Here is a 20961-nt window from a genome sequence, read left to right on the forward strand (position 1 = left end):
AGATGGAAAGCAGTGCCCGCCGCACGGGTCGAGAAGGCCGGCAAGGCATTCCTGCTCCCCCTGATCGAGCCGCTCCGAGAAGCCGTGGAACTCACTGGCTCAGGTCTGCTCATCTGGGACGAGATCTGCGACTCGTCTCATGGGATCGCAATCGATGAGCTCGTCGGGAGGATAGCGACACTCTATTCGACAGATGTGTCGGAAGTGGATGCGTCAGTGCAGGAATTCGTGCTCTCCCTTCGCGCGCAGGGGCTGATCGTGGCTGCGGACAAGAGGGTGGTCGACGAATGACGGACATCTCTGGACTCGATATCCGAAGCGCGGTCCTCCTGCTCCACGGCTGGATCTCGGCTGTCTCGGAGAAGCACGGATATCGCGCTCTCTTCATCAAAGGACCAGGTCTGCGCTTCCTCGGACTCCGAGAAGATCACGTCTCAGCAGACGTCGACGTCCTCGTCGACCCGGCCTCCTTCGAGGAGTTCTGCTCGCGGCTCGAGGCGAGCGGGTGGAGCCAGCGGAGGATCACGTTCGCCGGAGCCCGCTACACCGAGCACTCCCGCACGTTCATCCACCCGAGCTGGCCGTGCGACATCGATGCGCACCGGTTCTTCCCCGGCTTCCTCGCCTCGGAGCACGTCGTCTTCGACGAGCTGTGGGAGCGCCGCATCCCGATGGAGATCGCCGACCGGGTCTGCACCATCCCGGATCGCGCCGGGAGCATGCTCATCCTCGGGCTGCACGCTCTCCGCAGCCGTGCAGACAACCCCAGGCATGCTCGAGAGCTCAGCTACATGATCGAGCACACCGCCCTCGATGCCGATCAGCGGATCGACCTCGCTGACCTGGCCCGGCGCACCGGTGCCGAATCCACCCTCGCCGAGGTCCTCCTCGCCGTCGGCGCCACGCCCTCGGCACAGGCGCCGACTAAGGACGACCCCGCGACAGCTGCGGCACTGAGGGCGTGGAACCACCGGGTCGCCTCTGGAGCGAGCACCGGCTACATGTGGACCAGCATCATCCGCCGGCAGCGGGGCTGGCAGCGCCTCGTCACCATCGGTCACGCACTGTGGCCTGAGCGCGCCGACCTCTTGAGGATGCGGCCCGGCACACCCGACACCGTCGCAGGGCGGTCGATTGCGCGGATCCGGCGCCTTGCCGCCGGAGCTCCGGCGGTGCGGCAGGCTGTCGCAACGCTTCTCGCCGAGACTCGTCGGTCGCGGCGCTGAACCCTCAGCGCACCGCCACCGTCGACCGATCCCGCCCGGTCAGATCGCGCTGCGTCGTCGCCCCACGCCACCCGTCGCCCGAGAGCAGCGCCCGGATCTCCGCCCCCTGCAGCTCGCCGTGCTCGATCACGAGCACTCCCCCGGCCCGCAGGAGCCGGCGCGCCGTCGCCGAGAGCGATCGCACGACCTCGAGGCCGTCCTCGCCTCCGTAGAGCGCCGACGGCGGATCGTACAGCCGCACCTCCGGATCGCGCGGTACAGCAGCCGAGGGGATGTACGGCGGGTTGGACACCACGACCGAGACCGTCCCGTCGAATTCCGGCAGCGCCCGGGCGATGTCGTCGAAGACTATCCGTGCGTTCTCGAGCCCGAGCCGATCGCGGTTCCCGCGGGCCCAGATGAACGCCTCGACGGCGTTCTCGACGCCGATGACGCGGGCGTGCGGCACCTCGTGCGCGAGCGACAGAGCGATGGCTCCACTGCCGGTGCCGAGGTCGACCGCGAGCGGGGACGGATCCACGACGGCTCGGAGCGCGTCGATCGCGATCTGCGCGACCCCTTCGGTCTCGGGCCGCGGCACGAACACTCCAGGCCCGACCGCCAGCTCGAGTGAGCGGAACGGCGCGACGCCGGTGATGTGCTGGAGCGGCTCCCGGGCCGCCCGGCGCTCGATGAAGCGGTCGTAGGAGGCGGCGGCCTGCTCGTCGACGACGAGTCCCGTGATCAGGCGCGCCTGCAGCTCGCCCCGCCCGAGCCCGAGCACGTGGCCCAGCAGCAGCTCGGCATCGACGTCGGAGGTCGGCACGAAGGCTGCGGAGAGCCGCCCGGTGGCGTCGGCGAGCAGGGTCCGGCCGTCGACGGCGGTGGTCACGGCGATCACGCCTCGTCGCTGCCGATGTCGGCGAGGCGCGCCTCTTCGTCGAACTGGATCGCGCTCTCGACGACGGGGTCGAGGGCGCCGTTCATGACGCCGTCGAGGTTGTACGCCTTGTAGCCCGTGCGGTGATCGGCGATCCGGTTCTCGGGGAAGTTGTAGGTGCGGATGCGCTCGGAGCGGTCCATGGTGCGGATCTGAGTCTTGCGGGCGTCGGACGCGGCCGCAGCGATCTCCTCCTGCTGGCGCGCGAGGATGCGGGCGCGCAGCACGCGCATCCCGGCCTCGCGGTTCTGCAGCTGGCTCTTCTCGTTCTGCATCGACACGACGATCCCGGTCGGGAGGTGGGTGATGCGCACCGCGGAGTCGGTCGTGTTGACCGACTGGCCGCCGGGGCCGGAGGAGCGGTAGACGTCGATCTTGAGATCGTTCTGGTTGATCGCGACCTCTTCGGGCGCGTCGACCTCGGGGAACACGAGGACTCCGGTGGTCGACGTGTGGATGCGGCCCTGCGACTCCGTCACGGGAACCCGCTGCACGCGGTGCACGCCGCCCTCGTACTTGAGGTGCGCCCAGACACCCTGCGACGGGTCGGTCGCATTGCTCTTGATGGCCACCTGCACGTTCTTGTAGCCGCCGAGGTCGGACTCGTCGCGGTCGAGGATCTCGGTCTTCCAGCCCTTCGCCTCGGCGTAGTGCAGATACATGCGGAGGAGGTCGGCGGCGAAGAGCGCGCTCTCGGCTCCGCCCTCTCCCCCCTTGATCTCCATGATCACGTCGCGGCCGTCGTCGGGGTCGCGCGGGATGAGGAGGCGGCGCAGCTTCTCCTGCGCGACGCGCAGCGACTCCTCGAGCGCCGGCACCTCCTCGGCGAAGGCGTCGTCCTCCCGGGCGAGCTCGCGGGCGGCGTCGAGGTCCTCCCCCGCCTCGATCCACGCCGCGTGCGCGGCCTTGATCTGGCTCAGCTCGGCGTAGCGGCGGTTGACCTTCCTCGAGCGCGCGGGGTCCGCGTGCAGCGCGGGGTCGGACAGCTGCGTCTGGAGATCCTCGTACTCGGCGAAGAGGACGCTGACGGATTCGAACATGAAGAGTCCTGGTTTCAGGTCGTGGGGTGTTCAGGGGGTGCGCCGGGGAACGCAAAACGTCCGCGACCGCCCCTGGTGAAGGGGCGGTCGCGGACGTCGGGGCGCTAGTGGTGGCCGTTGCTGTGGTTCGCGGTCGTCGGGCCGACGGCCGACTTCGAGACCTGCATCAGGAACTCGACGTTGGAGGTCGTCTCCTTCAGACGCGACAGGATGATCTCGAGCGCCTGCTGCTGGTCGAGTCCGGCGAGGGCGCGGCGCAGCTTCCAGGTGATCTTGACCTCGTCGGGGCTGAGCAGCATCTCCTCGCGACGGGTGCCGGATGCGTTGACGTCGACCGCGGGGAAGATGCGCTTGTCGGCGAGGTGACGCGAGAGGCGCAGCTCCATGTTGCCGGTGCCCTTGAACTCCTCGAAGATCACCTCGTCCATCTTCGAACCGGTCTCGATGAGCGCGGTGGCGAGGATGGTGAGCGAGCCGCCGTTCTCGATGTTGCGCGCGGCGCCGAAGAACTTCTTCGGCGGGTACAGCGCGGAGGCGTCCACGCCGCCCGAGAGCACACGACCCGAGGCCGGCGCGGTCACGTTGTACGCGCGGCCGAGGCGGGTGATGGAGTCGAGCAGCACGACGACGTCGTGGCCCAGCTCGACCAGGCGCTTGGCCCGCTCGATGGCCAGCTCGGCGACGGTGGTGTGATCCTCCGCCGGGCGGTCGAACGTCGAGGCGACGACCTCGCCGCGCACGGTGCGCTGCATGTCGGTCACCTCTTCGGGACGCTCGTCGACCAGGACGACCATGAGGTGGACCTCGGGGTTGTTCTGCACGATCGCGTTGGCGATCTGCTGCAGCACGATCGTCTTGCCCGCCTTGGGCGGCGCGACGATGAGGCCGCGCTGGCCCTTGCCGATCGGGGCGACGAGGTCGATGATCCGCTGGGTCAGCTTGCCCGGCTCGGTCTCGAGGCGGAGGCGCTCGGTCGGGTACAGCGGCGTGAGCTTCTGGAACTCGACGCGCGCGGCGGCCTCCTCGACGGTCTGGCCGTTGATGGAGTCGACCCGCACGATCGCGTTGTACTTCTGGCGACCGCTGCCCTCTCCCTCGCGGGGCTGGCGGATCGCGCCGACGACCGCGTCGCCCTTGCGCAGGTTGTACTTCTTGACCTGGCCGAGCGAGACGTAGACGTCGTTCACCCCGGGCAGGTAGCCGGTGGTGCGCACGAAGGCGTAGTTGTCGAGGACGTCGAGGATGCCGGCGACCGGGATGAGGACGTCGTCCTCGCTGATCTCGGGCTCGAAGTCGTCGCCCATGACGGTACCGCCACGACGCTTCCGGTCGCGGTAGCGGCTGCGACGACCGTCCTCGCCATCGGCCTGCTGGCCGTTCTGGGGCTGCTGCCCGTTCTGCGGCTGGTTGCCGTTCTGCGGCTGGTTGCCGCCCTGGCCCTGGTCACCCGAGTTCTGGCCACCCGACGCGCGCTGCGCCTGGTTGCCGTTCTGTCCGGCGCTGTTCTGGCCGTTCGCGTTCTGCGGCTGACCGTTCTGGCCCTGCTGGCCGCCGTCGGCCCCCTGGCGATCGTCGCCCCGGTTGCGGTTGCGGTTGCGGCGGTTGCGGCCGCGGCTCGAGCCCTGCTGGTCGCCCGAGTTCTGCTGGTCGCCCTGCTGGTCGTTCGAGCCCTGCTCGTCGGCGGAGTCGCCGTCGGCGTCCTGCGTGTCGACCGCGTCATCGGCGGTGGACTCGGCTGTCTCGTTCTGCTCGACGCTGCCGCCGCGGCTGCGACGGCGTCCGCGGCGCTCGCGGGGCCCGTCCTCGCGGGAGGAGCCGCCGGTCTCGGGGCCGTTGGGCAGCTCGATGTCGATGACGGTCTTCGGCGCCTGGTCGGCCTCGGCCGCGGGCTCGATGACGGGGAGGTCGGGGATGAGCGACTCGACGCCGCTCCCGCCCTCGATGTTGAGGTGCTCGCCGGCGGCGACCGTGCCGCTGGAGGCGCGACGCGAGGCGCGGCGGCGCGGGGTGCGCTCGGCGGGCGCCTCGACCGGGGCCGGCTCGGCAGCGGCCGGCTCGACGACCTCGGGCGCGGTGACCTCGACGGCAGCCTGCTCGGCCGCCTCGGGGGCGGGCTCGGTCGCCGCGGGCGACTCGAACTCGAGCGGCGCCGCTTCGGCGGCGGGCGACGGCGCCTCGTCGACGACCGGGGCGGCCTGCTCGATCACATCGGCGGTGTCGGCCTCGACGGTCTCGACCGCGGGCTCGACGATCGCCTCGGGCGCCGGAGTCGTCTGCTCGACGACGTCGGCCGGCTCGGCCTCGACGCTCGCCGCATCGACGACGGCGGCCGCCTCGGCTGCCGCACCGTCGCGGAGCGCCGAGATCGCCTGGACGAGCTCGCCCTTGCGGAGCTTGGAAGCTCCGCCGAGGCCGAGGCTTGTCGCGAGCGCCTGCAGTTCTGCGACGCGGAGTGCCGAGAGATCGGCGCTGGTGTCCACGGCCGAGCCGTGGGTGTTGACATCTGTCACTGGAGAGGGTTCCTTCCCTCCGGGAGCGACTGCTCACCGGGAGAGCTCATCATCCGTGCGGTTCCATCGCGTGTTCTGATCCACGCGATGCTCTCGGCAGCCCATGCACCGGCTGCGACGAGGCAGCGGAGGAGGATGGACGACCGGACGCCGATCTGCAAGAGGAGCAGGACGGGCGCCCTTCACACGAAACGATGGCCGTGGTTATCGGGACGATCCCGGGGACAGATTCCGCTCGTTACGCGGTTCCCTGGGATGCGATGCCTACTGTAGCACCCTTGAAGTCGACGGCCAGCATGTGCGCGCGCCACGGCGTGGGCGCCTCCTTCTCGACCAGCTCGGCGGCGGCGAGCCGCTGAGCAGGGTCGCTGCACAGCACGAGCACGCTCGGGCCTGCTCCGGAGACGACGGCGGCGTAGCCGTGCGAGCGCAGCAGGAGGATGAGCGAGGCGGTCTGCGGCATCGCGGCCGCGCGGTAGTTCTGGTGGAGCTTGTCCTCGGTCGCCGCGAAGAGCAGCTCCGGGCTCTGGATCAGCGCTGCGATGAGCAGCGACGAGCGCGAGACGTTGAAGACGGCGTCCTCGTGCGGCACGCTCTGCGGCTGGAGCGAGCGCGCCAGCTTCGTCGACATCGTGTGCTCGGGCACGAACACCACCGGTGACACTCCGCGATGCACCATGAGGCGCTTCGACCGCGGGCGCAACGGGGTCTCGACTCCCCCGGACGCGTCCGGCTCGACCCACGCGATCGTCAGCCCGCCGAAGAGGGCGGGCGCGACGTTGTCGGGGTGACCCTCCATCTCGGTGGCGATCCGGAGGAGGTCGTCGGCGTCCAGGGAGACGACGCCGTCGAGGAGCCCCTTGGCCGCCATGATCCCCGAGACGATCGCGGCACCGGAGGAGCCCATCCCGCGGCCGTGAGGGATGATGTTGCGCGCGATCACCTCGATGCCGGGCATCTCCTGGTGCTGATCGGCGAAGGTGTACGCGATCGCCTGCACGACGAGGTTGGTCTCGTCGGTCGGAACCTCCCCCTCGCCCACTCCGTGCACGGTCACCCGGGCACCGGAGGCGGCGACGGCCGTCACGTCGAGCTCGTCGTACGACGAGAGCGCGAGGCCGAGCGTGTCGAACCCGGGGCCGAGATTCGCCGAGGTCGCGGGGACCTTGACGTGCACGGTGCGGCCGACGGGAACCGCCGAGGTCATGCGCCGGCCAGCCCCAGCACGCCCGCGATCGCGGTGGTGTCGACGGGGACGACGGTCGGCGTGATGTCGGCACCGTCGGCGGTGCGGAGGGCCCACTGCGGGTCCTTGAGGCCGTGGCCGGTGACTGTGAGCACGACGGTGGCGTCCTTCGGGATCGCTCCCGCCTCCGCGCGCTCGAGCAGGCCGGCGACGCTGATCGCCGAGGCGGGCTCGACGAAGACGCCGACCTCGCCCGCGAGGATGCGGTACGCCTCGAGGATCTTGTCGTCGCTGATCGCGCCGAAGTAGCCGTCGCTGACGGTGCGCGCGTTCAGGGCGAGCTCCCACGAGGCGGGGTTGCCGATGCGGATCGCGCTGGCGATGGTCTCGGGGTGTCGGACGATCGCGCCGTGCACGATCGGCGCGGAGCCCTCGGCCTGGAAGCCGAACATGCGCGGGAGGCGCGTGGTCGCTCCGCGCTCGAGCTCCTCCGAGTAGCCGCGGAAGTACGCGGTGTAGTTGCCCGCGTTGCCGACCGGGACGATGTGGAAGTCGGGGGCGTCGCCCAGGACCTCGACGACCTCGAACGCGGCGGTCTTCTGGCCGGCGATGCGGTCGGGGTTCACCGAGTTGACGAGGTGCACCGGGTAGTTCTTCGCGAGGTCGCGGGCGATGTCGAGGCAGTCGTCGAAGTTGCCCTGCACCTGCAGCAGCTGCGCGTTGTGGGCGATCGCCTGGCTGAGCTTGCCCAGAGCGATCTTGCCCTCGGGGACCAGCACGGCGGCGGTGATGCCGGCGTGGGTCGCGTAGGCCGCGGCGGACGCCGAGGTGTTGCCGGTCGAGGCGCAGATGACGGCCTTCGCGCCGTGCTCGACGGCCTTCGAGATCGCCATGGTCATGCCGCGGTCCTTGAAGGAGCCGGTGGGGTTCATGCCCTCGTATTTCACCCAGACCTTCGCGCCCGTGCGGGCCGACAGCGCCGGAGCCGGGATGAGCGGGGTGCCGCCCTCGCCGAGGGTGATGACCGGGGTCGCCTCGGTGACATCGAGGCGGTCCGCGTACTCGTGCAGGACTCCGCGCCACTGCTTGGCCATCTCAGGCTCCTTCAACTCGTAGAACAGACGTCACGGCGCCGACGAACCCGTGGGAATGGAGGGCGGTGACGGTGGCCGCCAGATCGGACTCTGCCGCCGCGTGCGTGCCGATGACCAGGGTAGCGGTCGGCTCGCGGCGCTCAGCACCGGGCGCGACCTCGTCGAGCGGGTCGGCGACGGGCGGTGTCTGCACGAGGGTCTCGACCGAGACGGCGTGGTCGGCGAAGACTCCGGCGATCTGCGCGAGGACACCCGGGCGGTCGAGGACCTCGAGGGTGACCTGGTAGCGCGTCGTCACGTGGCCGATCGGCAGGACGGGGAGGCCGGAGCTCGCGCTCGTGACGAGGCCCGGTCCGCCGACGACGTGCCGGCGCGCAGCCGAGACCACGTCGCCGAGGACGGCGGAGGCCGTCTCGACGCCGCCGGCGCCTGCTCCGTAGAACATCAGGCTGCCGGCCGCCTCGGCCTCGACGAAGACCGCGTTGTTCGCGCCGTGCACGGCCGCGAGCGGGTGCGAGCGGTGCACGAGAGCGGGGTAGACACGGGCCGAGACGCCCTCCTCCCCCGTCTTCGCGTCGACGAGCCGCTCGCAGATCGCGAGGAGCTTGACCACGTATCCGGACGCGCGGGCCTGGTCGATCTGCTGCTTGGTGATCCCGGTGATGCCCTCGCGGTGCACGAGGGTGACCGGGACGTCGGTGTGGAAGGCGAGGCGCGCCAGGATCGCGGCCTTCTGCGCCGCGTCGTAGCCCTCGATGTCGGCGGTCGGGTCCGCCTCCGCGTAGCCGAGCTCGGTCGCGCGGGCGAGCGCCTCCTCGAGGGTCGAGTGCTCGGTGTCCATCCGATCGAGGATGTAGTTGGTCGTGCCGTTGACGATCCCCATGATGCGGTGCACCCGGTCGCCCGCGAGGCTGTCCCGCAGCGGGCGGATGATCGGGATCGCTCCGGCGACGGCCGCCTCGTAGTTGAGCTGCGCGCCGACCTGGTCGGCCGCCTCGAAGAGCTCGTTGCCGTGCGCGGCGAGCAGCGCCTTGTTGGCGGTGATCACGTCGGCGCCCGACGAGATCGCCTTCAGGATGTAGCTGCGCGCCGGCTCGAGGCCGCCGATCAGCTCGACGACGATGTCGGCGCCGAGGATAAGAGCCTCGGCGTCGGTCGTCAGGTACTCGCGGGGGATGTCGGCGGTGCGCGGTGCGTCGATGTCCCGGACGGCCACCCCGGCGAGCTCCAGCGGCGCCCCCACGCGCTGGGCGAGCTCGTCGCCGTGGTCGAGCAGGAGGCGTGCGACCTGGGCACCGACGGACCCGGCGCCCAGCAGGGCGACGCGGAGGCTGCGGTACTCGATCATCGGAGGATGGCCTTTCGTTCGATGCCGGCATCGCGGCGGAGGAGGTCGTCCTCGGTCTCGCCGCGCACGATCACGCGGGCGCGGCCGTCGCGCACGGCGACGACCGGGGGGCGGCCGAGGTGGTTGTAGTTGCTCGAGAGCGACCAGCAGTAGGCGCCGGTCGCCGCGACCGCGAGCAGGTCGCCGGGCTCGACATCGGCCGGCAGGTAGTCGTCGTGCACGACGATGTCGCCCGACTCGCAGTGCTTGCCCGCGACCCGCACCAGGGCGGGTTCGGCGTCGGAGGCGCGGTTCGCGATCCGCGCCGTGTAGTCGGCTCCGTAGAGAGCGGGCCGGGCGTTGTCGCTCATCCCGCCGTCGACGCTGACGTAGCGCCTGACCGCACCCTCGCCGCCGACGACGACGTCCTTGATCGTGCCCACCTCGTAGAGGGTGAGGCCCGCCGGGCCGATCAGCGAGCGGCCGGGCTCGATCGCGATGTGCGGGACCGGGATGCCGCGATCCGCGCACTGCTCGGCGACCGCGTCGGCGATGGCCGCCGCGATCTCGTCGATCGGAGTCGGGTCGTCGGCGCTCGTGTACGCGATGCCGAAGCCGCCACCGAGGTTGAGCTCGGGGACGGGGCCGCCGTCGAGCAGCGCCGCATGCACCTCGAGCAGCCGGGACGCCGACTCCGCGAACCCGGCGGAGCCGAAGATCTGCGAGCCGATGTGGCAGTGCAGGCCGAGGAAGCTCAGACTCGCGTGGGAGCGGATGCGAGCGACCGCCTCCGGGCAGTCGGCGAGCGTGATGCCGAACTTCTGGTCCTCGTGCGCGGTCGCGAGGAACTCGTGGGTGTGCGCGTGCACTCCGCTGTTCACGCGCAGCCGGACCGCCTGCACGCGGCCGAGGCGCTCGGCGGCGGCGGCGACCCGCTCGATCTCGATCAGGCTGTCGAGGACGATCGTGCCCAGCCCGACCTCGACCGCGCGGTCGATCTCGCGGAGCGACTTGTTGTTGCCGTGCAGCCCCAGCCGCGCGGGCTCGATGCCGGCGGCCAGAGCGACGGCGAGCTCGCCCCCGCTCGAGAGGTCGATGTTGAGGCCCTCGTCGCGCATCCAGCGCGCGACCTCGGTCGAGAGGAAGGCCTTGGCCGCGTAGTACACGGTGACTCCGGTGCCGATGCGGCCGAGCTCTCGGGCGAAGGCGTCGCGGGTCTGGACGGCGCGGCGGCGGGCATCGCCCTCGTCGACCACGTAGAGCGGAGTGCCGAACTGCGCGGCGAGCTCGGCGGCCCGGACGCCGGCGACGCTCAGGGCGCCGTCGACGCCGCGCGACGCGCCGTCGGACCAGACGCCGTGGACGAGCGTGTTCGCGTCGGCCGGGGCGAGCAGCCACTCAGGGGCGAGCGGGTGACGCGGGGCGCGGGCGGGCGCGTCGTCGTGTTCCACGGGTGAGACCTCACAGGAGAGAGTGTGGGAGCGTCACTGCGTGGCGAGCGAGTCCGGATTGACCCCTGAAGCCAGCGAGTTGAGTGGCGGGCCGCGGGATTCCGCGGGCACAGCGCTCCGATCCTACCGGGCGGCGGCGCGAGCCCCTCGACGTCTCAGGGGCAGACGCCGGTCTCCTGCTGAGCGGGGTCGCTGAGGAAGGTCGGGGCCAGCGCGAAGGTCGCGTCCAGCGACTCCGCCGACACCACGGCGCCGGTGAGGGCGAGACCCCGGGGCACCGAGTCGGCGATGCAGACCGAGCGGGGTCCGAGCAGGCCGTCGGCGACAGGCCCGAAGCGCGACTCGACGTCGGAGGCGGTCAGTGTCGCCCCCGCGACCGTCACCTCCGAGGGCGTCAGCTCGATCGCTCCGTCCGCCGTTCCGAGCTCGATCCCGACGCCGGCCGCGAGGGTCAGTCCGAGCACCTCGACCGAGGTGTTCACCCGCACGAGCGGTGGGTCGAGGGTGACGCCGTCGATCGGCACCTCGCTCCGCGCGGCGACGAGGTCGCTGACCGAGGCGGGGTCGAGGGCGACGGTCGCGGTCCCGGAGTCGAGCGCACCCGATCCGCTCGCCGGCACACCTTCGAGGGTGACGTCGATATCACCGTTCAGATCACCGAAGGCGACGTCGTCACTGCGGATGTCGAGCCGCTCGAGCCGCCCCGAGACCAGCTGCGGCAGCACGGCCCAGCCGGCCACCTCGACATCGACGGGGTGATCTGCGGGGAGCGAGAGCGCCTCCCGGATTCCCGATGCGGTTTGGTCGGCGACGGCGCGGCGAGCGAGGGAGTCGCCGACCACCGCGGCCACGACGAGCAGCACGACGACGACCGCCAGCACGAGGAGGAGGCGGCCGGTGCGCCGGCGTCGGGGCGCCGCTGCTGTGGTCACATCCGGTCCGGAGCGGTCACGCCGAGCATCGAGAGGCCGTTGCGCAGGACCTGACCCGTCGCTTCGTTCAGCCGGAGGCGGGTGGAGTGCACCGCCTCGATCGGGTCGTCGCCCTGCGGCACGACCCGGCAGTTGTCGTACCAGCGGTGGTAGAGACCCGCGATCTCCTCGAGGTAGCGCGCGATGCGGTGCGGCTCGCGCAGCTCGGCCGCATGGGCGACGATGCGCGGGAACTCCTGCAGACCTCCCAGCAGCGCCGACTCGCTCGGGTGCACGAGCGTCTCGGGCGCGAACGGCTCGCGCGGCACTCCCGACGCCTCGGCCTTCACCGCGACCTGGCGGGTGCGGGCGTGCGCGTACTGCACGTAGTAGACGGGGTTGTCGTTGCTCCGCTTGGTCAGCAGATCGAGGTCGATGTCGAGGGTCGAGTCGGCGGAGGAGCGCACCAGCGAGTACCGAGCGGCGTCGACGCCGACGGCCTCGACCAGGTCCTCCATCGTCACGACCGTGCCGGCGCGCTTGGACATCCTCACGGCCTCTCCGTCCTTGAGGAGGTTGACGAGCTGGCCGATCAGGATCTCGAGGTTCACGCCCGGGGTGTCGCCGAACGCCGCGCACATCGCCATCATGCGGCCGATGTAGCCGTGGTGGTCGGCGCCGAGCATGATGATCGCCCGGTCGAAGCCGCGCTCGCGCTTGTCGAGGTAGTAGGCGAGGTCGCCCGCGATGTAGGCGGCCTCTCCGTCGCTCTTGATGATGACCCGGTCGCGGTCGTCGCCGAAGTCCGTGGTGCGCAGCCACGTCGCTCCGTCGGACTCGAAGATGTGGCCGAGCTCGCGGAGGCGCTCGATCGCGCGCTCGACCGCCCGCGACTCGTGCAGCGAGTTCTCGTGGAAGTAGACGTCGAAGTCGACCCCGAACTCGTGCAGGCTCTGCTTGATCTCGCCGAACATCAGGTCGACGCCGATCGAGCGGAAGGTCTCGGCGCGCTCCTGCTCGGGGAGGACCGACAGGTCGCCCGGGTAGGCGGCGACGACGCGGTCGGCGATGTCGGCGATGTACGCGCCGCCGTAGCCGTCCTCCGGGGTCGGCAGACCGTCGTGGGCGGCGAGCAGGCTGCGGGTGAAGCGGTCGATCTGCGCGCCGTGGTCGTTGAAGTAGTACTCGCGCGTCACCTCGGCGCCCTGCGCGATCAGCACGCGGGCGAGACTGTCACCGACGGCCGCCCAGCGGGTACCGCCGATGTGGATGGGCCCGGTGGGGTTGGCGGAGACGAACTCGAGGTTCATCCGGAGTCCGGAGTAGAGGGATCCGGTGCCGTACGAGTCCCCCGCCTCGACGATGACCCCGGCGAGCGCTCCGGCCGCCGCGGCGTCGAGACGCACGTTGAGGAATCCGGGACCCGCGACCTCGACGGTGGCGACGCCGTCGACGGCGCCGAGCCCCTCCGCCAGCTCGGACGCGAGCTCCCGGGGGTTCACGCCCACCTTCTTGGCGAGCTTCATCGCGATGTTCGACGCCCAGTCGCCGTGGTCGCGGTTCTTGGGGCGCTCGAGGACGACGTCGGCGAGCGGCACCTCGACATCGCTTCCTCGTCGCTGCACGGCGTCGAGGACGAGGGCGTGCAGGGAGGCGGCGAGCTGTTCGGGAGTCACGGGGCACGATTCTACCGGCCGGTGCCGCCGCGCCTCCCCGGCGGTCGGCCCACCGCCGGAGCGGTTGCTAGGGTGCCTCGCATGCGCCGTCCCGCTGCCCTCCTCGTCGCCGTCGCGCTCGCCGTCGCGCTCTCGGGGTGCTCGCAGGCGCAGGAGCCGTCACCGAGCGCCGACGCCGCGATCACCGGCACCCCTGTCCCTCTCTCCTGCGAGCAGCTCGTCCCCTCCTCGGCACTGACCGGGCTCTGGGCCGGCTTCTCGCCGGGCGACGTCGACCCCACCGCGGTCTCGGCCGAGATCGCCGGCTACGACGGAGTCGTCTGCGGCTGGTCGGACGACGCGGGGGCGACGTTCCAGCTCGCCGTCGCGCAGTTGGACCCCGAGATCATCGAGGCGCTGAAGAACGAGTACTACACGACCAGCAAGGCAGTCCCGACCTACGGCAAGCCGCCGGCGGTCGAGGGCTACTACGAGGTGGCGAGTGGCCGCGGAGTCGCGGACGCCTTCGTCGACCAGTACTGGCTGGAGGTGTCGAGCGAGTCGTTCGTGGAGCCGGGCGATCCAGAGCCTCTCGTCCGAGCGGCGCTGGACGCACTGGCCGGCTGAGCGTCAGCCCAGCCGCATCGGCGACACGTGGTCGTCGTCGGGCAGCTCGTCGCACTCCGCATCCACGCTCATCGTCTCGAGCCGCAGGTCGGAGAGGTAGCTGCTGAGGAACGCGGTGTCGGCCGTGTCGCGGCCCGACGAGATGCGCAGCATCGAGCCCCGCGGGGCCAGGCGCGTCGCGTCGACCACGTGCCAGGCCCCGCCGACCCACGCCTCCGTCACGGCGTGGAAGTCCTTCGGCTGGAGCGCGGGCGCGTACACCGCGGTGACCCGCGCCGGGATGTCGAGCGCGCGGAGGAGACCGGCCACCGTGTGCGCGAAGTCGCGGCAGACGCCCTGGCCGCTCTCGATCACCTGCGCCGCTCCTCCGGTGGCGACCGTCGACCCGTAGACGTAGGAGAGGCGCCCGTGCACCCACTCCTCGACCGCGAGGAGCGCCTCGAAGCCGCGCGCGCGACCGAACTCTCGCCGGGCGATACCGCCGAGGGCGTCCGCCTCGGCGTAGCGGCTCGGCCGCAGGTACTCGACCAGCTCGAGCTCGCTCGGCTCGTCGGGAGCGCCGTGGCCCTCGACCCTCGCCCGGTACTCGACCGACATCTCTCCCCGGTTCGCCTCCACCCGGTGGATGCGAGCACCGTGCCTCGCATCGAATTCACGGACGGGCACCGGCTCACCGTCGAGCAGCACGGTGAACGAGTCCTCGAACCCGGTGCCGGTCGGGGCCGCAGCGACGAGGAAGATGAGGTCGGTCGGCCCGGAGAGACGCAGGCCCAGCGAGGCGGAGACGGTGCGCAGCATGGCTCCATCGTGGCACGCCGTGCGCCCCGCGCCGGCGTCGGGGAGGCCCCTGCCCGAGTGCTAATGTTGACCGGTACTCCTGGCCCCCATAGCTCAGGGGATAGAGCACTGCCCTCCGGAGGCAGGGGCGTAGGTTCGAATCCTACTGGGGGCACCACTTCTCAAGGCCCTGAATCACGAGGATCGTGTGTCGTTCCGAGCCTGCCCACGATCCGCCCACTGCGCCCTGATCGGGGCGGAAGAGACGGCGTCGCACAGCTGAGGGCAGATGTCGAGAGTGACCGCCGCGCAGACACCAACGAGCATCCGCTGCACGGCCTTCACATCGGCTCCGGCGCTGGTCGCGAGCGACGCCGAAGCGTGCCGCAGCTCGTGTGGTGCGAGCCCCGGCAGTCCCATCGACTCGCCTGTGGCAGCGTCATCCGTGCGCGGAAGGCCCGCGCACCGGCCGCCGACGCACCGCTACGACCACTCAGTCGTCGTCGGTCGCGCAGTTCACAGAGCAGTAGGGGTCGGCGAAGCGGCGAGGGCGCCGCCGGCACGAGTCGCAGCGTCCGGTGTGCAGAAGGGTTCGCAGAATAGCGGTCATCGATGACTCCAGGGTGTAGGCGCCGCGACCACCGTGAGGCTGCGAGCATTCGGGTGCTCGCTGGTCGCTCGGGAGGCGCCAAAGTCATTCGTACCCGCCCCGCGATCGGATGGGAAGCCCTCCCGTCGAGGACCTGCGCGGGCTCGTGTCGGTTGTCTCGAGCGCGATCGCGGCACGACCCGCTTCGACCCCGACCATCCGCACCGCCCCCGCGGCCACCCCGACGCCGCCGTCGACGCGTACCGTCGGCATGGCGACGACGCGCCCTGGCTGCTCTCATGGAAAGGCGGAGTGGTCGTGATCGACTCCGAGACGGGCCGCTGCATGTGTGACGGCGAAGTCCGCGCGGACGCCGACCGGCGTGAGCGTGGCGGTCGCCGCTGACCAGCTCCTTCGTCACGCGCCGCAACTCTTCGGAGCGCCACAAGCCGAGTGCGTTCATGGTCGCGACGACCTCGGACACCATGAACTCGTTCATGCGATTCACCTTCCGGTGCATCGTGCGCTCCGGGATCCCGATGCGTCTGGTCATCGCGGCATTCGTCGGATGGCCACGGTCGACCGCAACGGTGATGAGGGTGATCACCCGCTCGAAAGTCGGCCGATCGTCCATCGTGAAGGCTGTGTCCGCCTGCGCATGACCGGCGCCGTTGCGTCTGCATCCACCGGCGAGTGTTCGACGAGGTGTTCGATCCATCTCGTGAGCAGCGAGAAGGTCGTCCACACTGTGGACCCCTCCGGGGCTCGTGTCAGGCGTGGAGTCCCTACCCCCTCCCCCCGGAGAAGGCTGCACAAGAGTGCGTAGCCCGGGCCAGGGGCCGTGATTCATCCGGACCCTTGAAGGGGGGACTCGCGTCACACCCCTCCTTGCTCGCATTCTGCCGACACTCCCCCGCAACCCTTGTGCGTGAGCAGGGTCCGAACGAGCGAGCAAGGCGAGAAAGACGCGGCTCAGGCGTCGAAACTCCGCATCCTCGCGGGAAGCGATCGCCCCTCCAGGGGCGGGGGCGCAGGTTCTCATTCCGCTGGGGGCACCACGCGGAGGCGCTCTCCGTCCGATCGCCGAGCCCTGTCGGCTCTCACGATGTCGCAGATCGCGTGCCAGCGCCTCGCCCAACATGCGCCCATCGTCGGCGCTCGCCCACAGCCTGAATAGCCTGACGGGCGTGCCTCAGCGACTTGACAGCCTCACGAGCTTGCGATGGTTCGCCGCTCTTCTCGTTTTCTGCTTCCACGCCACAGCTCTCCTCGATGGCCCGTCCGCAACCGTCTTCGGTGTCCTGTCCTCATCGGGGCGAAGTGGTGTGACCTTCTTCTTCATCCTGTCGGGTTTCGTTCTGGCGTGGTCCCACCGGAGGTCAGTGACACCTGTGACGTTCTACAGGCGTCGGCTGTCGAGGATCTATCCGGTGTATGCGGTCACTCTGCTCGCAGGTGTCGCCGCGAAGATCGCAACCGACCCGGCTGCTCTCTCCGACGGCATCCTCACTCCGGTGCTTCTCCAAGCCTGGCTCCCGGATCACGACGTCATCCTCGCAATCAATGTCCCAGCCTGGTCCCTGTCGTGCGAGGCCTTTTTCTACCTTGTGTTCCCGCTCGTGATCCGTCCGGTTGTCGCTATGCGGTCGCGAGCACGATGGTTGATGGCAGCGGCGTCCGCCGCGGGCGTCCTTCTCGTTGGCGTGGTCGGATCCTTCGTCTCGGGCACGGGACGCATCGGGGACTCCGAGGTCGCCGACTGGCTGGTCGGGTACCTGCCACTGGCAAGGCTCCCGGAGTTCTTCCTCGGGGTCGTCTTCGCGGTCGCCCTACGGAAGGGCGAGATGCCCCGCATTCCACTCGCACTCGCTGGGGGGCTCTCGGTCGGAGCACTGGCGTTCGCCTCCGCGACACACTCCCTCATCGGCGTTGCTGCCGCGCCCGTCCTCGCCTTCGGTCTCCTCATCGTCTCAGCAGCGCAGTCCGATCTGGATGGCCGCGGCCGGTGGCTCCGACACCCCGTCCTCGTTCGTCTCGGCGCATGGTCCTACTCGTTCTACCTCGTGCATGTCCTTGCGATGGGCGCCGTCTCGACGGGGTCGGGCATGCTCGGCTTGGCGACTCGCGGCCCGACAGTGATCCTGCTCGTCTTCGCCGTCAGTCTCGCTTCCGCGGGTCTACTCCACGCCTTCGTCGAACGCCCCGCAGATCGGCTGCTGAACGGGCGCAGCGCACGATCAGTCGTCGCCGACGCCTGATCGACGAAGGGCTGAGCGTCATCGTCTGGGAGCCGGCATCGAAGAGCTCGTGCTGAATCACGCCGTGACGATGATCTCCCGGAGGTCCTCGGCCGGCTTCTGCGCCATGTGGTCGTAGCCGGCCGTGTTCGGGTGGCCGAGCTCGATGTTCACCCACTCGGGCTGCGACGACGTCGGGAACCACGTCTCCGCCAGCGGGCTGATGAACTCGATCCGCTGCTCGGCCGCATACTCGCGGAGCACCTGGTCGACGTAGCGCTTGTTTGCATTCGAGTTGGTCGATATCGAGACCGGGCCGAGCATCAGGAGCCGCGCTGACGGGAAGTGCGCGCGCAGGGTCTGCACTGTGCTGCCCACCGCCTCCGCCGGTCCCGCGTTCTCGACGTTCTGGTCGTTCGATCCACCCGGGAGGATCACCAGCTGGAACTCGTCTCCATGGCTCAGCGCGTCGATGCGCTGCTGGAAGGTGCCCAGACCGTCGTTCCCGGCCTTGAGGTAGCCCGTCGAGCCGACTCCCTCGACGGCGACATCCCAGCCCTCGAGACAGCGCGGGAGCACCGCCGCGAAACTGTCGGAGCCGCGGTTCGCGACCCGCACGGTGATCCTCACCGCCGTCCTCTGCCACTCGTGCGTCAGTCCTCGAGCACGTGCCATCGGATGTCCCCCGTGATCGGATACCTGATCGCTGCGGGACCGATCGCGGGCCACCGGCTCTTCCTGCGGGCGGTCCTCAGACCGCAGAGCGCGTGGCCGCCCTGTCCGAGACCGCGCGGCCGACGCGTCGTGCGAGCCGGTGCGACGGGTACTCGACGGCGCGATAGAAAGCCCAACCCGCGGCGAGGGACAGCGGCAGAGCGATGACGATCGCGAGGAAGGACAGGTCGGGTCCCAGCGCGACCCCGACCGCCACCACGATCGGCTCATGGATCAGATAGAGACTGAACGAGATCATCCCGAGCCAGCGCAGAGCACGGCGGCGGAGCAGGTCGACGGCCGGCTGCCACGAGAGCGCGAGGACGAAGAGGATGACGATGCCGGCGATCGCGGTGCCCTGTGCGGCCGAAGACAGCACTGACGGAAGGGCAAGGGGCAGCAACGTCCACTTCAGGGTCAGCAGCAGGACCGCCGCCATCAGGAGCGCCCACCCGACCGCATCGCCCCGGCGCCCGCTGAGGAGGCGACGCGCCGCGGCATCGATGCTCGGCCAGTTGCTCGCCAGGACGCTGCCGAAGAAGAACATCGGCATGAAGAAGAGGGCCTTGACGTCGAGCAGCGCGCCGAGGACGATCAGCGCGAGCAGGCCGCCCGCCGTCGCCACCCACCACCGCGACGGCCGCCCGAACAGGAGCAGCGCGAGCGGGAGGATCAGGGAGTAGAGGACCTCCCACTGCAGCGACCACAGAGGAGTGTTCAGCGTCGAACCGCCGAGGACCAGCGCTGCGTCGGTGAGGGTCTCGCCGAGTGGCTGCGAATTGTGCCGGTCCATCCACGCGCCGGCCGAAGCATCGGGGCGGGTGACCAGGAGGGCGAGGACGGCGGCGAACGCGAGCGCCGCCCACGCCGGGAGGTAGATGCGGATCAGTCGACGCGGGTAGTAGGAGGCCATGTCGAGTCGACGTGTGCGCAGGTAGGGAAGCGTCAGCACGAAGCCGCTCAGGATGAAGAACAGCCAGACGGCCTCTGTACCGAGCCAGACGAGGTGCAGCGGAGAGAACTTCAGCACGTCCGCGAGGAGAGACCCCTCCCCCGGCCCCCCGGAGGCGAGCTCGGGCACGACGAGCAGGCAGTGGTGGATGACGACGACCAGCGCAGCGACCCCCCGGAGGCCGTCGAGAGACTCGAAGCGTCCCGTTCCCGCTGTGCTGACCTCCATCGACGGAGTGCGGTCGACCTGCTCCTTGCGTTCCGTCGTCATGCCGTCCCCAACCGTCGAATAGCGCCGAGGCTAGTCGAGGAGCGGAACAGCGTTCTGCCGGCTGCGGAGACGACGAAGCCGCTTCGCAGAAGGCGATGTGCGAAAGCGCCGACCGCCTCCTTCCGCGCGAATACGGGGGCTCGGCACGCCGTCGAGCGCATGGAGTACCCGCTGCACAGTCCGCGCGAGCCACTCGCACGGACGTCGCCCCTCGGACGTCGTCGATTTCTCCTTCCCCGCGTCACCCGGAGTGGCGCCAGTGAAGCGCCGACCGGTACTGCCGAGAACCGGGCCCGCCGATCGTCCGCCGAGCCTGCGGCGTCGGTACGGGAGGTCCGGCCGATGCGTCAGTCGTCGTCTTCGGCGCAGCGCTTCGAGCAGTACGGATCGAACAGCCGCCGCGGAACGCGTCCGCACGACAGACAGAGCTGTCGCTTCCTCCGCCAGCGGGCGGGGACGAGCGGTCGGAGGCGCGGGAGGAATCGTGCAGGGGTCACGGACATCACCTATTCGTCGACGTCGCGAATCTCCATGGGGACGGAGCGCGCTTCGGGTGCGCGAGGTTCGCCGGGAGACGTCGTGTCCTATTCGTAGTCGCATGCCCCCCGGATGGGAACGTCGTGGCGGGAAAAGACAGTAGATCTGCTCAGCTCGAGGACACATCGTCTCGCTGATCGCCTCCCACCCTCGATCGAGGGCCACCGGTGGCCGAGTCGGCTTCCTCGCTGCCGACCCCGAACATCCCTCGAAACGCTCTCAGGAAACGCCCGTTCCTGAGAGCCGCGCCGTAGGGTGAGCGCGTGAACATCCTTGTCGTCGAAGACGATCCAGCCATGGGCGAGGCCCTCGTGGGCGGCCTCGAGGACGCCGGCTACCAGGCCGTGCTGACGACCAACGGCGTCGACGCCCTCGTCGCCTTCAACAACGCCGAGTTCTCCGCCGCGATCGTCGACGTGATGCTGCCGGCGATGTCCGGGTTCGAGATCTGCCGGCGCATCCGGGAGCTCGGCCGGTCCACTCCGATCATGCTGCTGACGGCGCGCGACGCCATCGAGGACCGCGTCTTCGGGCTCGACGCCGGTGCCGACGACTACCTCACCAAGCCGTTCGCCTTCACCGAGCTCAACGCCCGCCTCCGCGCGCTGCTGCGCCGGAGCCCGTCGCTGATGTCGACCTCGATCGAGGTCGGCCGCATCACCGTCGACGGCTCGAGCATCCGCCGAACGGCCGACGGTACCCGGATCCACGTGAGCCCGAAAGAGCTCGAGCTCCTCAAGCTCCTCATCACTCCGGTCGGCTCGGTCGTCACCCGGCAGCGGATCCTCTCGGAGATCTGGGGCGGCGGCGAGATCGTCGACAACAACATCGTCGATCAGTACGTCAGCTACCTCCGCAAGAAGCTGCCCACCGAGGACACCGGCGTGAGCATCGTCACGGTGCGCGGCAAGGGCTACTTCCTGCGTCCCGTCGAGTAGA

17 protein-coding genes and 1 tRNA gene are annotated in these 20961 nt (G+C 70.2%); 6 read left to right on the forward strand and 12 right to left on the reverse strand.

Going from position 1 to position 20961, the window contains the following annotated elements; translation table 11 throughout:
• The first annotated feature begins 12 nt into the window (after positions 1 to 12).
• Entirely contained in the window at positions 13 to 291 is a 279-nt protein-coding gene (locus ASG06_RS20350; RefSeq protein ID WP_056044935.1) for a PqqD family protein, read from the forward strand.
• Positions 288 to 1226 carry a nucleotidyltransferase family protein gene (locus ASG06_RS18055; protein WP_056044936.1) on the forward strand — a complete coding sequence of 313 codons (939 nt, stop codon included), beginning with the start codon at positions 288 to 290 and terminating at the stop codon, positions 1224 to 1226. Before ASG06_RS20350 ends, ASG06_RS18055 begins: the two co-directional genes overlap by 4 nt.
• A 4-nt stretch (positions 1227 to 1230) precedes the next feature.
• Here the strand turns inward: ASG06_RS18055 and prmC are convergent, their stop codons facing one another.
• The 9 genes from prmC to argS form a co-directional block, all read right to left on the reverse strand.
• Positions 1231 to 2106, reverse strand: coding sequence for a peptide chain release factor N(5)-glutamine methyltransferase (prmC, locus tag ASG06_RS18060; protein ID WP_056044939.1), 876 nt, complete (start codon positions 2104 to 2106; stop codon positions 1231 to 1233).
• On the reverse strand, positions 2103 to 3185 hold the full coding sequence (gene prfA, locus ASG06_RS18065; RefSeq protein WP_056044941.1) for a peptide chain release factor 1: 1083 nt from the start codon (positions 3183 to 3185) through the stop codon (positions 2103 to 2105). The genes prmC and prfA overlap by 4 nt, the downstream gene beginning before the upstream one ends.
• Before the next feature lie 104 nt (positions 3186 to 3289).
• Positions 3290 to 5695, reverse strand: a complete 2406-nt coding sequence (rho, locus tag ASG06_RS18070; protein ID WP_056044943.1) for a transcription termination factor Rho — start codon at positions 5693 to 5695, stop codon at positions 3290 to 3292.
• 238 nt (positions 5696 to 5933) lie between these two features.
• A complete protein-coding gene (thrB, locus tag ASG06_RS18075) occupies positions 5934 to 6902 on the reverse strand; it encodes a homoserine kinase (protein ID WP_056044947.1) in 969 nt (322 codons plus the stop codon).
• Positions 6899 to 7975: a threonine synthase gene (gene thrC / locus ASG06_RS18080; protein WP_056044949.1), complete on the reverse strand. Its 1077-nt coding sequence runs from the start codon at positions 7973 to 7975 to the stop codon at positions 6899 to 6901. The genes thrB and thrC overlap by 4 nt, the downstream gene beginning before the upstream one ends.
• 1 nt (position 7976) lies before the next feature.
• Positions 7977 to 9323: a homoserine dehydrogenase gene (locus tag ASG06_RS18085; RefSeq protein WP_056044951.1), complete on the reverse strand. Its 1347-nt coding sequence runs from the start codon at positions 9321 to 9323 to the stop codon at positions 7977 to 7979.
• The gene (lysA, locus tag ASG06_RS18090; protein ID WP_056044952.1) at positions 9320 to 10753 is read right to left on the reverse strand and encodes a diaminopimelate decarboxylase; all 1434 of its coding nucleotides are present in this window, start codon (positions 10751 to 10753) and stop codon (positions 9320 to 9322) included. Before lysA ends, ASG06_RS18085 begins: the two co-directional genes overlap by 4 nt.
• 155 nt (positions 10754 to 10908) lie before the next feature.
• Positions 10909 to 11685, reverse strand: a complete 777-nt coding sequence (locus ASG06_RS18095; RefSeq protein WP_056044954.1) for an LmeA family phospholipid-binding protein — start codon at positions 11683 to 11685, stop codon at positions 10909 to 10911.
• Positions 11682 to 13340 carry an arginine--tRNA ligase gene (gene argS, locus ASG06_RS18100; protein ID WP_056044956.1) on the reverse strand — a complete coding sequence of 553 codons (1659 nt, stop codon included), beginning with the start codon at positions 13338 to 13340 and terminating at the stop codon, positions 11682 to 11684. The genes ASG06_RS18095 and argS overlap by 4 nt, the downstream gene beginning before the upstream one ends.
• A gap of 81 nt (positions 13341 to 13421) precedes the next feature.
• On the opposite strand from argS, the gene ASG06_RS18105 reads away from it, so the two are divergent.
• Positions 13422 to 13946, forward strand: coding sequence for a hypothetical protein (locus tag ASG06_RS18105; protein WP_056044957.1), 525 nt, complete (start codon positions 13422 to 13424; stop codon positions 13944 to 13946).
• Between the two features lie 3 nt (positions 13947 to 13949).
• On the opposite strand, the gene ASG06_RS18110 is transcribed toward ASG06_RS18105, so the two are convergent.
• Positions 13950 to 14744 (reverse strand): transglutaminase-like domain-containing protein, encoded by a 795-nt coding sequence (locus ASG06_RS18110; RefSeq protein WP_056044959.1) that lies wholly within the window; start codon positions 14742 to 14744, stop codon positions 13950 to 13952.
• A gap of 82 nt (positions 14745 to 14826) precedes the next feature.
• Here ASG06_RS18110 and ASG06_RS18115 point away from each other — a divergent pair.
• Together ASG06_RS18115 and ASG06_RS18125 are read left to right on the forward strand one after the other, a co-directional pair.
• A tRNA-Arg gene (locus ASG06_RS18115) sits at positions 14827 to 14901 on the forward strand.
• Between the two features lie 1550 nt (positions 14902 to 16451).
• Positions 16452 to 17570: an acyltransferase family protein gene (locus ASG06_RS18125; protein ID WP_082499350.1), complete on the forward strand. Its 1119-nt coding sequence runs from the start codon at positions 16452 to 16454 to the stop codon at positions 17568 to 17570.
• A 57-nt stretch (positions 17571 to 17627) separates the two neighbouring features.
• On the opposite strand, the gene ASG06_RS20355 is transcribed toward ASG06_RS18125, so the two are convergent.
• Together ASG06_RS20355 and ASG06_RS18135 are read right to left on the reverse strand one after the other, a co-directional pair.
• A complete protein-coding gene (locus tag ASG06_RS20355) occupies positions 17628 to 18179 on the reverse strand; it encodes an SGNH/GDSL hydrolase family protein (protein ID WP_056044965.1) in 552 nt (183 codons plus the stop codon).
• A 121-nt stretch (positions 18180 to 18300) separates the two neighbouring features.
• Positions 18301 to 19485: an acyltransferase family protein gene (locus tag ASG06_RS18135; RefSeq protein ID WP_056044967.1), complete on the reverse strand. Its 1185-nt coding sequence runs from the start codon at positions 19483 to 19485 to the stop codon at positions 18301 to 18303.
• An 800-nt stretch (positions 19486 to 20285) separates the two neighbouring features.
• On the opposite strand from ASG06_RS18135, the gene ASG06_RS18140 reads away from it, so the two are divergent.
• Complete coding sequence (locus ASG06_RS18140; RefSeq protein WP_056044970.1) at positions 20286 to 20960, forward strand: response regulator transcription factor; 675 nt, start codon at positions 20286 to 20288, stop codon at positions 20958 to 20960.
• The last annotated feature ends 1 nt before the right edge of the window (position 20961 follow it).

This window comes from Rathayibacter sp. Leaf185 (genome assembly GCF_001423885.1).
Lineage (GTDB): Bacteria > Actinomycetota > Actinomycetes > Actinomycetales > Microbacteriaceae > Rathayibacter.

Coding starts and splice junctions, on each gene's coding strand:
- ASG06_RS18055 (WP_056044936.1), top strand. CDS start 288: ATGACGGACATCTCTGGACTCGATATCCGAAGCGCGGTCCTCCTGCTC.
- prfA (WP_056044941.1), bottom strand. CDS start 3,185: ATGTTCGAATCCGTCAGCGTCCTCTTCGCCGAGTACGAGGATCTCCAG.
- thrB (WP_056044947.1), bottom strand. CDS start 6,902: ATGACCTCGGCGGTTCCCGTCGGCCGCACCGTGCACGTCAAGGTCCCC.
- thrC (WP_056044949.1), bottom strand. CDS start 7,975: ATGGCCAAGCAGTGGCGCGGAGTCCTGCACGAGTACGCGGACCGCCTC.
- ASG06_RS18085 (WP_056044951.1), bottom strand. CDS start 9,323: ATGATCGAGTACCGCAGCCTCCGCGTCGCCCTGCTGGGCGCCGGGTCC.
- ASG06_RS18105 (WP_056044957.1), top strand. CDS start 13,422: ATGCGCCGTCCCGCTGCCCTCCTCGTCGCCGTCGCGCTCGCCGTCGCG.
- ASG06_RS18110 (WP_056044959.1), bottom strand. CDS start 14,744: ATGCTGCGCACCGTCTCCGCCTCGCTGGGCCTGCGTCTCTCCGGGCCG.
- ASG06_RS18125 (WP_082499350.1), top strand. CDS start 16,452: ATGCGCCCATCGTCGGCGCTCGCCCACAGCCTGAATAGCCTGACGGGC.
- ASG06_RS18135 (WP_056044967.1), bottom strand. CDS start 19,485: ATGACGACGGAACGCAAGGAGCAGGTCGACCGCACTCCGTCGATGGAG.